This window comes from Streptomyces carpinensis (assembly GCF_002154505.1).
GTDB classification, from domain to species: Bacteria; Actinomycetota; Actinomycetes; order Streptomycetales; family Streptomycetaceae; genus Streptomyces; species Streptomyces carpinensis.
On record NZ_MUBM01000352.1, the window covers coordinates 1 to 14,480 of the forward strand.

The window sequence follows — 14,480 nt, forward strand, 5'->3', positions numbered from 1 at the left end:
GGATACGGAGGGCGCGGGGGGTGGGGGGCTTGCACTGAACCGATTCCTTTCAGGCCGCAGGACGGCACACGGAATGCATCCAGGGCGACACAGGTGCCGGACGGGTGCGCACCTGACCGGGAAAGGGAGACCGGTCATCGCCTTTCCCGCAGGGGAGGCTCACTTTCGCACAGGCTACTCACGGGAAACAAGGAGTTCTGAAGGCCGAAGTGTCAATGCCCGGAAACGACAGGGGTGTTACCGCGAGTATCCGCACCCGCATTCGAAAGTGGTCGTCGCGCGGAGCCCGACTCGCGGAAGATCCGGGCTGGATGACACACGAAACCTCCAACTCCAGTCCCCCGGAAGCACTTTCCGAACCGGAGCGCACACCGATGGTCCGCGATGCGACGGCAAGGCCCCTGATCGGGACAGGATTTCCGCCCGATCAGGGGCCTGACGCCACCCGGCGGCAAGCCGGGAACCGCTCACTCACGAACGGCCACCCGAAAGGCGAGGCCGCTCAGTTGTTGGGGCGGAGGGTCCAGACGACCGTCATCTCGCCGGTGACGGCGCCGTCCTCGCGCTGGATCCGGACGGTCACCGGGAACTCCGGGCGCCGGCCCTCGTCGAGCTCGGCGACGACCTCGGCGGCGGGGCGGCCCAGCGTGGCGGTGGCCTTGACCGGGCCGAGGGCGATCTTCCTGAACGCGATCTGGGCGTTCACCGGCAGCGGCACCGCCCGCGAGAGCTGGTCGCCGAAGGCGGCGAGGACGATCGCCCCGCTGGCCGACTCGCCGAGCGTGAACATCGCGCCGGCGTGCGGTCCGCCGACGTGGTTGCGGTACTCGCCCTGGTCCGGCAGGGACAGCACCGCCCGCTCCGGAGTGGTCTCCAGGTACTCGAGGTTCAGGGTGCGAACCATCGGCACCGTGGCGGCGAGCAACTCGCCGATCGACATCTGATCTGCGCTCATGACGACAGGTTACTCACCAGTAGCGCGTCTGGCCAGAGCGGCCCGCGCCCCCTCCGCCGATCTGGTACGTCCCTGACAAGACCCGGTGACCGAATCGTGTCCCCGGCACCATAGGGTTGCTCCCCATGTGGCCAGGACAGCAGCCGCCCGGGGGCGAGCAGAACCCGCAGAACAACCCGTATCAGCAGCCGGGTTACCAGCAGCCGAATCCCTATCAGCAGCCCGGCTACCAACAGCCGAACCCCTATGCCCAGCCCTCGCAGCAGCAGCCGCAGTGGAGCGCCCCCACCCCGCCCGTGGGCGGGCCCCAGCCGCCGAACGGTACGGACGGCGGCAACCGGACGAAGCTCGTCGCGATCATCGCTGCGTCCGCCGTGGTGGTGGCCGCCGGTGTGACCGGTTTCCTGGTCCTCGGCGGCACCAAGGACGACAAGGCGGACGGCGGCAAGACCGACGGGAAGGCGAGCCAGTCCGCTTCGGCCTCGGCGTCCACGGACGCGAGCCCCTCCGGCTCCGCGACGGACGACAACCCGCGGGGCACGGCGACCGAGAAGCCGTTGATCCCCGGCTGGAAGGTCGTCGTCAACCCCAAGCACGGCACGGCCTTCGACGTCCCCGCCGACTGGGAGATCGCGTCTCCCGGGCTGCTCACCTTCTTCGAGGACCAGAAGAAGGGCGACGGTTCTCCCTACATCGGCTTCTCCGCGCCCGCCTTCCTGAAGAAGAACTGGTGCACGTCCGACGACGACAAGAACGGCACCAAGGAGACCAGCTCCCTGGCGGCCAGCGGCACCAAGGGTGAGAACGGCGGCAAGGACACCGCCAGCATCGCCCGCGGGGACGCCGCCGCGTTCGCCTTCGGCGGCTACACCAACCAGAGCGACGCCGCCAAGAAGTATCTGAGGATCGGCAAGGCCAAGCCCTACACCACCAAGTCCGGAGTGAAGGGCAGCGTCGCGACCTCGTTCACCGTGGGCGTGCCGAAGACGCACAAGTGCGACAGCAACGGCAAGGCGACCACCTTCGCCTTCAAGAACTCGCAGGGCGACTTCGTCTCCTGGACCCTCTACGGCGCCAAGGGCGTCAAGGACGAGCTCTCCAACGCCACCATCCTGAAGATCCTCAGCACGGTGCGGCTGCACGGGGACCCGACCGGCTGACCGGGCGCGGGCGCGACACGCGGCGGGACGAGCGCGTCAGCCGACGCCGAACGTCCCGCCCGGAGGCTCGGGCGACGGTACGGCGTCCTCGTCCCCGACCGCTTCGGCCGTGCCGATGAACTCCCGCAGGGCCGGGCCGTGTTCCACACGGGCGGGGAAGGCGTCGGCGGCGGTGAGCCGGGCCAGCGCGGCCGTGTCAACCGGATGGTGCGCGGCGATCAGCACCGCGTTGCCGAAGCGGCGGCCGCGCAGCACCGCGGGCTCGGCGATCAATGCCAGCTCCCCGAACACCGTGGCCAGCGTGGCGAGTTGGGAGCGCAGGAAGGTGAAGGGCGCCGCGTCGGCGAGGTTCGCGAGGTAGATCCCGTCGGTGCGCACCACACGCTCGGCCTCGCGGGCGTAGGCGAGGGTCGTGAGGTGGGCCGGGACCCGGGAGCCACCGAAGACATCGGCGATCAGCACGTCCGCGGAGTCGGCCGGGGCGGCCTCCAGCCAGGCGCGGGCGTCGGCGGTGTGCAGTGCGATCCCGCTGCCCGCCGGCAGCGGGAGGTGGCTGGCGACCAGCTCCAGCAGGCCCCGGTCCGCCTCGACGACGTCCTGCCGCGATCCGGGGCGGGTCGCGGCCACATAGCGGGGCAGGGTGAGGGCACCGCCGCCCAGGTGCAGGACGTCCAGCGGGCGGCCCGGTTCCGGGACGGTGTCCAGGACGTGCCCGAGCCGGCGCGCGTACTCGAACTCCAGGTGCGTGGGCTCGTCCAGGTCGACGTACGACTGCGGCGCCCCGTCCACGGTGAGCAGCCAGGCCCGTTCGCGGTCGACGTCGGGCATCAGCTTCGCGGTCCCGTGATCGACGGCGCGGGTCACGGGTATGGACTCGGTCACGGGTCCATTGTGCCGGTCCGCACGCCTCTCACGGCGCCCGCCCCGATCCCCACCGGGCGCCCGTCGATCACTCGCCGGGTGCCGGCCCCCTCCCGGGGAGCCGCCGGTCACCCCGGCGGGTGCGGACCGGACTCCGCCGGCCCGCACCCCTCGTACCCGTCGCCGCGGCCTGCTCACTCGACGGCGGTCACGGTCCCCGCGCCGACCGTCCGGCCGCCCTCACGGATGGCGAAACCGAGCCCGGGCTCCAGGGGCACCTCGCGTCCCAGCTCCACCGTCATCGTGACCGTCTCGCCGGGCCGCGCGACCGCCGTCTCGCCGAGGTCGACGTCACCGACCACGTCCGCGGTGCGGATGTAGAACTGCGGGCGGTACCCGGTGGACACCGGCGTCGTACGGCCGCCCTCGCGCGCCGAGAGGACGTACACCTGCGCGGTGAAGCGCCGCCTCGGGGTCACACTGCCGGGGGCCGCGACGACGTGCCCGCGGCGCACGGCGTCGCGCGGGACACCGCGCAGCAGGAGCGCGACGTTGTCCCCGGCCTGCGCCTCCGCCATGGGCTTGCCGAAGGTCTCCAGGCCGGTGACCACCGTCTCCGTCTCCGCGCCCAGCACCTCCACCCGGTCGCCGACGCGGACCGTGCCGCGCTCGACCGCGCCGGTGACGACGGTGCCTCGTCCGGTGATGGTCAGCACGTTCTCCACGGGGAGCAGGAACGGCGCGTCCAGGTACCGCTCCGGCATCGGAACGTAGGTGTCCACCGCGTCGAGCAGCGCCTCGATCGAGGCCGTCCACCGCGCGTCGCCCTCCAGCGCCTTCAGCCCGGAGACACGTACGACGGGCACGGCGTCGCCGCCGTAGCCCTGCTCGGTGAGCAGGTCGCGGACCTCCAGCTCGACGAGGTCGATGAGCTCCTCGTCGCCGGCGTCCGCCTTGTTGAGGGCGACGACGATGTGGTCGACGCCCACCTGCCGGGCGAGCAGCACGTGCTCGGCGGTCTGCGGCATGATCCCGTCGAGCGCGGAGACGACGAGGATCGCCCCGTCGAGCTGCGCGGCCCCGGTGACCATGTTCTTGACGTAGTCGGCGTGGCCGGGCATGTCCACGTGCGCGTAGTGCCGGGTGTCCGTCTCGTACTCGACGTGCGCGATGTTGATGGTGATGCCGCGCGCGGCCTCCTCCGGGGCCCGGTCGATGCGGTCGAACGGCACGAACGTGCCGGAGCCGCGCTCGGCCAGGACCTTGGTGATGGCGGCGGTCAGGGTGGTCTTGCCGTGGTCGACGTGGCCCATCGTGCCGATGTTCAGATGCGGTTTGGTGCGCACGTATGCCGTCTTGGGCATGGCTGTACCTCGAAGCCTCTCTCAGCCGTGAAGGAACGCGGGACCCCGAGGACTCACCGACCCTCCCCCTGCGGGGTCCGCCGGACGTTCCGGGGAGGGTCAGCTTCGGGCGCCGTCGACTGCGGCGACGAGGATCAGGACGGCAGCCTTCGGAGCATCCGCGACTGCGGATGCTGCGAGGAGGAAGGCGTGCCGGAACATGGGGTCGATCATGGCGGACGCCGCGCCGCAGGTCGAATGGTTTTCCCGCACCGGCGTCGGACGGCCCCGCCGCCCCGATGCGGACGCTTTTCGCACCGGCACCGGGCGATCAGACATATTTGTCGGTTAGTGTCACCAGATGCTCGATGCCACCACCCGCTCTGGGGGCACCGCCACGGCCTCTCCCCGGGCCGCCGCCACGGAGTTCGCCGTCGCCGTTACCGCGGCCACGCCGGTCCCGCTCACCCTGACCGCCCGCTGCGTGAGAGTGCTGCTGTCACCCTGGTCGCGGCTGTCGCTGCTGCTGGTGCTGCTCGCCGCGGCCGGGGCGAGCGTGCTCCTGTTCCAGCCACAGAGACTGCTGGCGCACGGCTGGCCGCCGCACCTGGGCGGGGCAGCGGCGGCCGTGGTGTTCGCGGTGGCGTACGGCCTGTGCACGGTGGCTTTCGTGCCGCGGCCGTTGCTGAACCTCGCCGCGGGCGCGCTGTTCGGCTCGTCGTTCGGGCTCGCGGCGGCGCTGGCCGGTACGGTGCTGGGCGCCGGGGTGGCCTTCGGCCTGGGCCGGGTGCTGGGCCAGGACGCACTGCGGCCGCTGCTGCGCGGCCGGTTGCTGAAGACGGCGGACGGGCAGCTCAGCCGGCACGGCTTCCGCTCGATGCTGGCGGCCCGGCTGTTCCCGGGGCTGCCGTTCTGGGCGGCGAACTACTGCGCCGCCGTCTCCCGCATGGGCTGGCCGGCGTTCCTGCTGGCGACGGCGCTCGGCTCGATCCCGAACACCGCCGCCTACGTCGTCGCGGGCGCCCGCGCCGCCACGCCGACCTCGCCCGCGTTCCTGATCGCGATGGCCTGTATCGCCGTACCGGCCCTGGTGGGCGCGGTGGTGGCCTGGCGCAAGCGCCACCATCTGCGCGGACACGGCCGGCCTTCCGTGTAGCGGCTCGTCCCGCCTGCCTGCCGGTCCGTCCCGGCCTCCGGTGGAACGGTCTGTCCCGGTGGCCGGTTGGGCGGCCCCTGCTGTCCACCGCGGGGTGCCGGGCAGCCGGGTGGACGCGGTGAGGCGCCCGGCTGGGCGTCGGGCCGCCGGAGCGCATGCGGCGGGATCGCAAGCAGGCGCCGTCCCGGCCCGCCACCGGCCCAACACCCGTAAAGGAACGGCAAAGACCCGGTCGTGATCCGGTCATCCGGGGACGCTACGCTGCGGTCTCCGACCCCGACCGGCGCTTGGACTGTCGAACTTCCATGTCTTGGTTTCAATCCCTCGTCCTCGGACTCGTCCAGGGGCTGACCGAATTCCTCCCCGTCTCCTCCAGCGCGCATCTGCGGCTGACGGCGGCCTTCTCGGGCTGGACGGACCCGGGGGCCGCCTTCACGGCGATCACCCAGATCGGTACGGAGGCGGCCGTTCTCATCTACTTCCGCAAGGACATCGGCCGGATCCTCGTCGCCTGGTCCCGCTCGCTCTTCGACAGGACGATGCGCAAGGACCCCGACGCCCGCATGGGCTGGCTGGTCATCCTCGGCTCGATCCCGATCGGCGTGCTCGGCCTGACGCTCAAGGACCAGATCGAGGGGCCGTTCCGGGATCTGCGGGTCACGGCGACGATGCTCGTCGTGGTCGGCGCGGTCATCGGCGTCGCCGACCGGCTGGCGGCACGCGACGAGAAGGGCGGTCGGCACCGGGCCCCCAAGCAGCGCAAGGCCCTTCAGGACCTGGGCGTCAAGGACGGTCTGATCTACGGCTGTTGCCAGGCGATGGCACTCGTCCCGGGCGTCTCCCGCTCCGGCGCCACCATCAGCGGCGGGCTGTTCATGGGCTACCGGCGGGATGCGGCGGCCCGTTACTCCTTCCTGCTGGCCGTTCCGGCCGTACTGGCCTCCGGCGCCTTCGAGTTGAGGGACGCGCTGGAGAGCGACCACGTGGCATGGGGACCGACGCTGTTCGCGACGGTGATCGCCTTCGCCTCGGGATACGCCGTCATCGCATGGTTCATGAAGTACATCTCCACCAAGAGCTTCATGCCGTTCGTCTGGTACCGGGTGGCGTTGGGAGTGGTGCTGATCGCGCTGGTCAGCGCGGGTCTCCTGAGTCCGCATGCGGCTGAGTCGGCGGGGTGACTGGGTTCGCTGATCTCCGGTGCCGCTACAGGAGCCTGTCGGTGACCGGCTTCAGCGAAGGAACACGGCGACCACTCCCGGGTCGAACCTGCATGGGCTTCCTCAGTTCTGTGCGCCGGTCGCGTCGACGCCGACCTTCACCACCGCGTCCTCGATGGCCTGCTGGACGGCCGACACGACGGCCGCAGTGTCGACGTCGGATCCGACCAGCGAGGCGAGTTTGGTGATTGCCGCGGTCTGCCCGGCCTCGGTCGCCTTGACCTGGTCGACGCGCTTGAGGATCTCGGTGATGCAACTGGACAGGGTCCAGTTCGGGTTGCCGGCCGCGGCACCGGGGACGGCGATGACCCCGTCCAGCCTCAGCACTGCGTTGGCGATCTCTGTGGCGGTGGGCACGCCGTCCACTTGGTGCGGTCCTGCCGCGTGGGTGGCCCTCACGTCGGATCGGACCGGCGGCATGGCCATGATGCGCTTGGGTGCGTAGCCGGGGTCCCACTTGTCCGAGGACCACTCGCCGTGCGCGATGACGGACTTCTCCGTCCAGCCGTGGAAGTCGAGGATGGCCGCCGACAGGCGGCGGGCCGCCGCGTACTGGGCATCGCTCATCTGCTGGCCGCCGGAGTACTGGATCTCGACACCGTAGAAGTGGGCGTTGCCGTCCATGCCGTTGATGTTGCCCTTGGTGGGATGGAGTTGGCCCGTGTAGTCCTCGGCGATGACGTGCTGCAGGACTGCCGGGTCGCCGCCGCCGGCGTGGTTGGCGCGGCCCCAGCCGACGAGGTAGACGGTGCCGTCGGCGCCGATGGAGAAGTGGCAGAGCGGGCCGGGCAGTCCGCTGATGCCGTTGTAGAGAGTGGTCGTGGCGTATGCCTTGGCGCCGGCGCCGGCGACGTCGACCCCGGTGTGGTGCCAGACGAAGCCGTTGACCGGCCCCCAGGCGCCCTTGCTGTTCCGGTTGTGGGTGGCCCAGCCGGGGATCTCGACGTAACGCAGATTCCACTTCTTCAGCTGGGCGACGACCTGCGCGGCCGTCATCGGTGTGCCCATGATCAGAGTCCCTTCACGGCCGGCCGGGAGCAGGCGGCGAATGCCGGCGCCACGTCGGCGTCCGCCGGTTCGGGGATCGGTGCGGGCGCGACGGTCAGCTGCGGGCCCGCTCACCTCGTCCTGCTGCGACAGCAGCAACGACGGTCCGGCCGCTCGGAAGCAGCCCCCGGACTCACCTCGCGAGGTGTTCCAGCGGGACCCGGTGATCGCCCGTTACCGCGTCGTCCTTCGACGACTGCGGCTCGTGTCCCGGGCCTCGCCGGACGCCCCGTCGACGACGATCCGGCAGTGCGACTTCCCGGTCGGACTTGCTGTTGCACCAGAGGGTCCCGATCGGCACCGGGCCCGTCTGCAGCGCCCGAGTTTGGGGCGGCCGGGGCGAAGGCGGGAGTGCGGGAGTAAGCCAGGCCGAGCGCCTTGAGGGTCTTCGCCACGCCGGGCCCGATCGATCCGGTGCCGGCGGGCGGGTACTGGCCGGAGACCCCGTCGGGGATCGTGGCCAGGGCGTACAGCCTGACGGTGAACTCTGCGTCCAGCGTATACACCCCGGAAGTGCAGCGCGACGCGGGCGCGGGCGGCCTGGTCCTGGACGTCGAGTCCTCGTGCTGCCGGAGGGGCGAGCGTCAGTGTCCGACCCGGCACGGACGCAGGGGATCGCCCGCCGGGGACGACCGCTCCCGGATGGCCGTGGACCCGAACGGGCCAGGAGATGACGGGCGTTGAGGCGCTCGGCGTCGTCAGCGCCGGCCTGGTGACGGCCGGTGTGCTCAGCCCGCACGCGGCCGAGCCGGCCGCGTCATCGGACGGCCGCCGAAGGGCTCGACCGGGTGACCGGCCCCCGACGGCGCGTATCCGTCCGGTAGCGCAGAGTCAGCGCTTGCCCCTAGGCTTGTGGCCATGTCCCCCGATTCCATGGCCCCTGGTTCCGTGCGGTCTGCTGCCGAGCTGAACGAGCAGATCCGGGCGCTCTGGCTGCGCTCGGGCGGGTCCCTGTCGGCCCAGGAGCGCGCAGAGTACGAGTTGCTGGTGGTCGAGTGGGCCGCCGCCATCCGGGGCCAGGTGATCGAGGCGGCCTGAGGCCGGCGACGGCCGGCTCGGGCTCAGCGTCCGCCGGACATCCGCAGCACCGCTCCCGACGCGTAGGAGGCGTCCGGTGACATCAGCCATGCGACGGCCGCGGCGATCTCCTCCGCCCGGCCCGCGCGGCGCAGCGGGATCGTGGCGGCGGCGCGGCCGGCCCGGTCCGGGTCGCCCATCGCCGCGTGGATCTCGGTGTCGATCACACCGGGGGCGACCGCGTTGACGCGGATCCCGTCCGGGCCGAGTTCCTTGGCGAGCCCCATGGTCAGCGCGTCCACTGCCGCCTTGGCCGCCGCATAGTGCACGTACTCGCCGGGGCTGCCGAGCGTGGCCGCCGCGGACGACACGTTCACGATCACGCCGCTGCGCCGCGGCGCCATGAGCTGGGCGGCGCGGCGTGAGCACAGCAGCGTACCGAGGAGGTTGACGTCCACGACCCGGCGCAGGTCGGCGGTGTCCGTGTCGGCGAGCCGCCCCAGCGGTCCGGTCACCCCGGCGTTGTTCACCAGCCCCGTCACCGGACCGAGCCGTTCCTCCGCCGTGGCGAAGAGCCGCTCGACGTCCGCCTCCACGGAGGTGTCCATCCGCACGGTGACACTGCGCGCCCCGGCTTCCAGCACCTCGTCCGCGACCGCCTCGGCGGCCCGGGTGTCGTTGACGTACCCCACCACCACGTCGTGCCCGTCGGCCGCGAGGCGCCGGCAGATCGCGGCGCCGATGCCCCGGCCGCCGCCGGTGACGACGGTGACAAGACGTTTCATGGGGACCTCCGCTGCCCTTCCGGTGCCGGTCCTCCGCCGCACCCGGCGGCGCGTCCGTATGTGATCATCCTAGGCCCGCAGCTGTGCGAGCACCTCGTCGAGCAGCGGATGCGGCCGCTCGCGGGCAGCGGGGCGGTGGCCCGGTCCAGGTCACCCGAGCGGACCAGCGCGTGGTTCCCCTACCCGGCCCACCGCCGGGAGCACGGACGTCGTCTGTGAACCCACGTGCCCGCCTCGCCATGGCGCAGGCCCCCGCTTCCTGCCGTACCACTCGGACGACTTCGCCGGCCGGGCCCGGGCAGCCGGACAGTGGCAGCTGCTCCGGCCCACGGTCGGGGATCTGGTCGATGCGAGACACGCCCTGTCGGCCGCGTCACCGGGGAGGTCCACGCGTGAACAGTGTCTATCGGGATCGTTGGATCGAATGCACGCCCGATGCCCTTCGGATCCGCGGCTACTACGTGCCCTGGGGGACGAAGACCATTCCGTACGGGGCGATCCGCGCGGTCCGGAGCGTCAGGATGAGTGCCCTCACAGGCCGGGGACGGATCTGGGGCACTGCGAACCCGCGGTACTGGGCGAGCCTGGATCCGCGGCGGCCGCGGAAACAGGCCGGGCTGATCCTCGACCTGGGGCGGTTCGTCCGCCCGTTCATCACCCCGGACGACGCCGAAGCCGTGGAACGCATCATCCGTGAACGCACCGGCCTCGGCACGTCCGGCGGAATCGACTGAGCCGAAGCCCCGGCTTCGCATCGCCGGCGACGCGAAGCAGTGGACGCCTCGCCTCCCCTGTCGATCCGCGTGCCGGTCCGCGGAGAGCAACCACCGCCAGCGCCTGCGTTCCGTGACGAGAGTGACGGCGACGAGCAGGGACACGAGGACGGCCGCGCGGCGGGGCCATACCGACCACGCGGCGATAACGGCCGCAGCGAGCTGGAGCAGCACGAGCAGGATCGTGACCGTACCCGGGACAGCGACGATCACCTGTGCCTTGTCTCCCGGAGTGGAGAAGACGGCCGGCAGACCGATCAGCACCACCACAGCCAGGACGGCGAGCGGCCACGAGTACGTGTACAGAGCCCACGGGGTGGCCACCCAGGCGACTGCTTCCGCGGCGAAGCGCAGGGCGGATGCGACGCGGTCGTCCGGTCTTTGCATGTTCGTCCCCCACGAGCTGTGCCGACCATCGGTGAGGGATCTTACGGCGGGTCACGCACCGCGGAAGTTGCCGGGCCTGAGGGGATTCCGCTGTGCGGGCGCCATGTCGGCCGGACTCGACACGAGCATCCTTGTCGGCGGGCGCAGCCCGGAGTCCGAGCCCGCGGTCCTGAGTCGCCACCTGGACCGGATCTTCCAGGCCGGTTGACGGGCTTCGCCAGAGCCCCGAGCGGGCCTGGAGAAGTGGTGCCGCCCGCCCAGGGCACCACACTGGAAGGTGGAGGCGGACCCGAGCCGGGCCGGCCGGCCCAGAACCGGGCCGCGCGTCCCTCAGCTGCCGCTCCGGAAGGAGGCGGCCTGGGCGGGAGCGGTTCGGGCGAGCACACTGGAGCCGACCGTGGGACAGGTGCCGTCCCCGGGGTAGGAGGGCACCCTATGCAGACGTTCGATCGTTGGCTCGGCTCCTCCTGGCGGCGTTCGGTGCTCGCCGCGCTCGCCGGGTCCCTGCCCGTGTTCGCCTTCCCCGCGCCGTCCCTGTGGTGGTTCGCCTACGTCGCCCTGGTGCCGTGGATACTGCTGGCCCGCTCCGCCCCTACCGGGCGGCGGGCCGCGTACGACGGCTGGCTCGGCGGTCTCGGCTTCATGCTGGCCGTGCACCACTGGCTGCTGCCCAACCTGCACGTGTTCACGGTGGTGCTGGCGGCACTCCTCGGGGCCCTGTGGGCGCCCTGGGGGTGGCTGGTGCGGCGGTTCCTGGGCGGTCTGCCCTCGCCGGGGCGGTGCGCGGCGGCCCTCGTCCTGCTGCCGTCCGGCTGGCTGGCCGTCGAGCTCGTGCGGTCCTGGCAGGGACTGGGCGGGCCCTGGGGCATGCTCGGTGCCAGCCAGTGGCAGGTCGCGCCGGCGCTTCGGCTGGCCTCGGTCGGCGGGGTGTGGCTGCTGAGCTTCCTGGTGGTGGCGGTGAACGTCGCCGTCGCCGTGCTCGTCGCGGTCCGCACGGCCAGGATGCCGGCCATGGCCGGGCTGGTGGCCACGGCCGCGGCGACCTCGGCGGCCTGGGTGTGGGCGCCGCGCCCCGATGTCGACGGCCACGTCCGCATAGCCGTGGTACAGCCGGGCATCGTCGCGGGCACCGACAGCGCTCAGCGGCGCTTCGACCTCGAGGAGCAGCTGACCCGCCGCCTGGCGGGGCAGCACGTCGATCTGGTCGTCTGGGGCGAGAGCAGCATAGGTTTCGACCTGACCCAACGCCCCGACCTGGCGCGGCGGGTCGCCGCCCTCTCCCGGACCGTGGACGCCGACGTGCTGGTCAACGTGGACGCCCGGCGCTCGGACCGGCCCGGCATCTACAAGAGTTCGGTGCTCGTCGGTCCGAACGGCCCGACCGGCGAGCGCTACGACAAGATGCGACTGGTCCCGTTCGGCGAGTACATACCGGCCCGTTCCCTGCTCGGCTGGGCGACCTCCGTCGGCAAGGCCGCGGGCGAGGACCGCAGGCGCGGCAGCGAGCAGGTGGTGATGAACGTGGGCCACGGGCTGCGCGTCGGGCCGCTGGTCTGCTTCGAGACGGCGTTCCCGGACATGAGCCGGCACCTGGCGCGGGACGGCGCCGTGGTGCTCCTCGCCCAGTCGTCGACCTCCACGTTCCAGCACAGCTGGGCTCCCGAGCAGCACGCCTCACTCGGCGCGCTGCGGGCCGCCGAGACGGGACGGCCCATGGTGCACGCCACACTGACCGGGGTCTCGGCCGTCTACGGCCCCAGCGGGCAGCGCATCGGCTCCTGGCTCGACACGGACGCGAGCACGGCCCAGGTGTACGACGTACCGACCGCGCACGGCGTCACCCTGTACGTCCGGTTCGGGGACTGGCCGGTGCAGGCGGCGCTGCTGGTGATGGCCGGGTTCTGCGTGACGGAAGGGGCGCGGGCGCTCAGGCTGCGCCGGAACGCTCCAGTACCGTCCGCACCACCCGCTCGCACAGTTCGTGCGTCTCCAGCGCGTCACGGGCGCTGAGCACCTTGCCCGCGCGCACCGCGTCGAGGAAGAACAGCACGGCCTGTTCGATCCCGCGCTGCCGGGCGACCGGAACCCAGTCGCCGCGCCGTCGCACGGTCGGCTGGCCCTTGTGGTCGATCGTCTCGGCGAGGTTGACCACCTGGCGCTTGGTGTCCTGCCCGGAGACCTCCAGGATCTCCTCGGCCGAGCCGCTGAGCCGGTTCATCACACCGAGCGCGGTGAACCCGTCCCCGGCGAGTTGCAGCACGACGTGGTGCAGGAGACCGTCGCGCATCCGGCCGCGCACCGTGATGTCGTCGACCGGGCCCGGCACCAGGAACCTCAGTGTGTCCACGACGTGGACGAAGTCGTCGAGGATCATGGTGCGGGGCTCCTCGGGCAGCCCGACACGGTTCTTCTGCATCAGGATCAGCTCGCGCGGGTGGTCGGCGCACTGGGCGTACGCGGGCGCGTGGCGCCGGTTGAACCCGACCATGAGGGAGACGTTCCGCTCCTCGGCGAGCGCGACCAGGCGTGCGGAGTCGGTGAGATCGTAGGCGAGCGGCTTGTCGACGTAGGTCGGCACGCCCGCTTCCAGCAGCCGGGTCACGATCTCGGGGTGGGCGCCGGTGGGGGCGTGCACGAAGGCGGCGTCGAGGTCCTGGGCGAGGAGCGCGTCCAGGGTCGCGTGCCTGCGGTCGGCGGGCAGGTGCAGGCCGTCGGCGACCCGCTGGAGCGTCGCCGGCGTCCGGGTCTGCAGATGCAGGTCGACCCCGGGCTGTGTGCCGAGCACCGGCAGGTACGCCTTCTGCGCGATGTCGCCCAGTCCGATGCAGCCGACCTTCACGTGCTCTCCCTCACCGCTTGGCTGTTCCCGCCGTTCCCGTCTGCACGGCAGCATACGGCGGCTGTGGAGGCCGCCAGTCGGCGATGCCGTCGAAGCCGCGCAGCAGCAGCCCCGGCCGGGCCTTGGACAGTGCGGCGATCACCGTGTTCCGTACGGCGATCCCGGCGCGGTTGCTGATCATGTTCACGCGGGCGGTCCGCACGGCCTGGCGGGCGATGGCGGTGGTACGGGGCAGCCGGGCCGCAGTGTAGGCGGCGAGGTCGTCGGCGTGGTGGGCGAGGACGACGGCGTCCTCGACGGCCTGGTTGCCGCCCTGGCCGAGGGTCGGCGGCATGGCGTGCGCGGCGTCGCCGAGGAGCGCGACCCGGCCGCGGTGGAAGGCGGGCAGCGGCTCGGCGATGTGGTGGACGTCGTGGCGGAGCACGTCCTCGGGGCGGGCGGCGGCCAGGACGGCCGGGATCGGCTCGTGCCAGTGGCCGAAGCGGCGCAGCAGTTCCGCCCTCTCGTCGTCGGCCGCCTGCTGCCCGGCGGGCGTCATGGCCGCGGCGTACGCGTACACCCGGCCGTCCTTGAGCGGGTGCGTGCCCCACAGCGAGCCCCTGCCCCAGGTCTCGTGGGAGGCGAACTCGGCGCCCGGCACGGGGATCAGGACGCGCCAGGTGGTGAATCCGGAGTAGACGGGCCCGGGGTGGCCGGGGAACAGCGTCCGGCGGGCCGCGGAGTGGATGCCGTCGGCGGCCACCACCAGGTCTGCCTCGAACTCCCCGTCGGAGGTTCGCACGAGGGCGGGACGGTGGTCGTCGCCGGGGTCGGTGAGGGTCGCGGCGGCGGTCGTCCGGACGGCCTCGGGCGGCAGGAGGGCGGCGAGGCCCTCGATCAGCGTGGCCCGGTGCAGCAGGACGAGGGGACCTCCGAACCGCTGGGCCGCCGCGGCGGC

At 72.1% G+C, this 14,480-nt stretch carries 13 protein-coding genes; 6 read left to right on the forward strand and 7 right to left on the reverse strand.

Features of this window, described 5'->3' with window-relative positions; genetic code table 11:
* Positions 1–502: 502 nt before the first annotated feature.
* The gene (locus BZY54_RS37670) at positions 503–940 is read right to left on the reverse strand and encodes a DUF4442 domain-containing protein (RefSeq protein WP_086729832.1); all 438 of its coding nucleotides are present in this window, start codon (positions 938–940) and stop codon (positions 503–505) included.
* 140 nt (positions 941–1,080) lie between these two features.
* Here BZY54_RS37670 and BZY54_RS37675 point away from each other — a divergent pair, with 140 nt between their 5' ends.
* Entirely contained in the window at positions 1,081–2,115 is a 1,035-nt protein-coding gene (locus BZY54_RS37675; RefSeq protein WP_086729833.1) for a DUF8017 domain-containing protein, read from the forward strand.
* A 36-nt stretch (positions 2,116–2,151) separates the two neighbouring features.
* Here BZY54_RS37675 and BZY54_RS37680 read toward each other — a convergent pair whose 3' ends face one another.
* Positions 2,152–2,997: a spermidine synthase gene (locus BZY54_RS37680; protein ID WP_086729835.1), complete on the reverse strand. Its 846-nt coding sequence runs from the start codon at positions 2,995–2,997 to the stop codon at positions 2,152–2,154.
* 173 nt (positions 2,998–3,170) lie between these two features.
* Entirely contained in the window at positions 3,171–4,340 is a 1,170-nt protein-coding gene (gene tuf / locus BZY54_RS37685; protein WP_086729836.1) for an elongation factor Tu, read from the reverse strand.
* A 340-nt stretch (positions 4,341–4,680) separates the two neighbouring features.
* On the opposite strand from tuf, the gene BZY54_RS37690 reads away from it, so the two are divergent.
* Both BZY54_RS37690 and BZY54_RS37695 read left to right on the forward strand, forming a co-directional pair.
* Entirely contained in the window at positions 4,681–5,475 is a 795-nt protein-coding gene (locus tag BZY54_RS37690) for a TVP38/TMEM64 family protein (protein WP_086729837.1), read from the forward strand.
* 305 nt (positions 5,476–5,780) lie between these two features.
* Positions 5,781–6,656, forward strand: a complete 876-nt coding sequence (locus tag BZY54_RS37695; protein WP_086729838.1) for an undecaprenyl-diphosphate phosphatase — start codon at positions 5,781–5,783, stop codon at positions 6,654–6,656.
* Positions 6,657–6,758: 102 nt separating this feature from the next.
* On the opposite strand, the gene BZY54_RS37700 is transcribed toward BZY54_RS37695, so the two are convergent.
* Complete coding sequence (locus BZY54_RS37700; RefSeq protein ID WP_086729839.1) at positions 6,759–7,703, reverse strand: peptidoglycan recognition protein family protein; 945 nt, start codon at positions 7,701–7,703, stop codon at positions 6,759–6,761.
* Between the two features lie 897 nt (positions 7,704–8,600).
* On the opposite strand from BZY54_RS37700, the gene BZY54_RS37710 reads away from it, so the two are divergent.
* Positions 8,601–8,780: a hypothetical protein gene (locus BZY54_RS37710; RefSeq protein WP_086729847.1), complete on the forward strand. Its 180-nt coding sequence runs from the start codon at positions 8,601–8,603 to the stop codon at positions 8,778–8,780.
* A 23-nt stretch (positions 8,781–8,803) separates the two neighbouring features.
* Here the strand turns inward: BZY54_RS37710 and BZY54_RS37715 are convergent, their stop codons facing one another.
* On the reverse strand, positions 8,804–9,544 hold the full coding sequence (locus BZY54_RS37715) for a glucose 1-dehydrogenase (protein WP_086729842.1): 741 nt from the start codon (positions 9,542–9,544) through the stop codon (positions 8,804–8,806).
* Positions 9,545–10,065: 521 nt separating this feature from the next.
* On the opposite strand from BZY54_RS37715, the gene BZY54_RS54005 reads away from it, so the two are divergent.
* Together BZY54_RS54005 and lnt are read left to right on the forward strand one after the other, a co-directional pair.
* Positions 10,066–10,278: a hypothetical protein gene (locus tag BZY54_RS54005; RefSeq protein WP_244217529.1), complete on the forward strand. Its 213-nt coding sequence runs from the start codon at positions 10,066–10,068 to the stop codon at positions 10,276–10,278.
* Positions 10,279–11,139: 861 nt separating this feature from the next.
* Positions 11,140–12,714: an apolipoprotein N-acyltransferase gene (gene lnt, locus BZY54_RS37730; RefSeq protein ID WP_086729844.1), complete on the forward strand. Its 1,575-nt coding sequence runs from the start codon at positions 11,140–11,142 to the stop codon at positions 12,712–12,714.
* Here the strand turns inward: lnt and BZY54_RS37735 are convergent.
* Complete coding sequence (locus tag BZY54_RS37735) at positions 12,632–13,543, reverse strand: Gfo/Idh/MocA family protein (protein ID WP_086729845.1); 912 nt, start codon at positions 13,541–13,543, stop codon at positions 12,632–12,634. The genes lnt and BZY54_RS37735 overlap by 83 nt on opposite strands.
* Before the next feature lie 10 nt (positions 13,544–13,553).
* Positions 13,554–14,480 (reverse strand): FAD-dependent monooxygenase (locus BZY54_RS37740; protein WP_086729846.1); only part of this gene is annotated, 927 nt, incomplete at its 5' end.

Excerpts from the sequence above, each read along its gene's own strand:
- BZY54_RS37670 (WP_086729832.1), bottom strand. The coding sequence starts at position 940 with ATGTCGATCGGCGAGTTGCTCGCCGCCACGGTGCCGATGGTTCGCACC.
- BZY54_RS37675 (WP_086729833.1), top strand. The coding sequence starts at position 1,081 with ATGTGGCCAGGACAGCAGCCGCCCGGGGGCGAGCAGAACCCGCAGAAC.
- tuf (WP_086729836.1), bottom strand. The coding sequence starts at position 4,340 with ATGCCCAAGACGGCATACGTGCGCACCAAACCGCATCTGAACATCGGC.
- BZY54_RS37690 (WP_086729837.1), top strand. The coding sequence starts at position 4,681 with ATGCTCGATGCCACCACCCGCTCTGGGGGCACCGCCACGGCCTCTCCC.
- BZY54_RS37695 (WP_086729838.1), top strand. The coding sequence starts at position 5,781 with ATGTCTTGGTTTCAATCCCTCGTCCTCGGACTCGTCCAGGGGCTGACC.
- BZY54_RS37700 (WP_086729839.1), bottom strand. The coding sequence starts at position 7,703 with ATGGGCACACCGATGACGGCCGCGCAGGTCGTCGCCCAGCTGAAGAAG.
- BZY54_RS37710 (WP_086729847.1), top strand. The coding sequence starts at position 8,601 with ATGTCCCCCGATTCCATGGCCCCTGGTTCCGTGCGGTCTGCTGCCGAG.
- BZY54_RS37715 (WP_086729842.1), bottom strand. The coding sequence starts at position 9,544 with ATGAAACGTCTTGTCACCGTCGTCACCGGCGGCGGCCGGGGCATCGGC.
- BZY54_RS54005 (WP_244217529.1), top strand. The coding sequence starts at position 10,066 with ATGAGTGCCCTCACAGGCCGGGGACGGATCTGGGGCACTGCGAACCCG.
- lnt (WP_086729844.1), top strand. The coding sequence starts at position 11,140 with ATGCAGACGTTCGATCGTTGGCTCGGCTCCTCCTGGCGGCGTTCGGTG.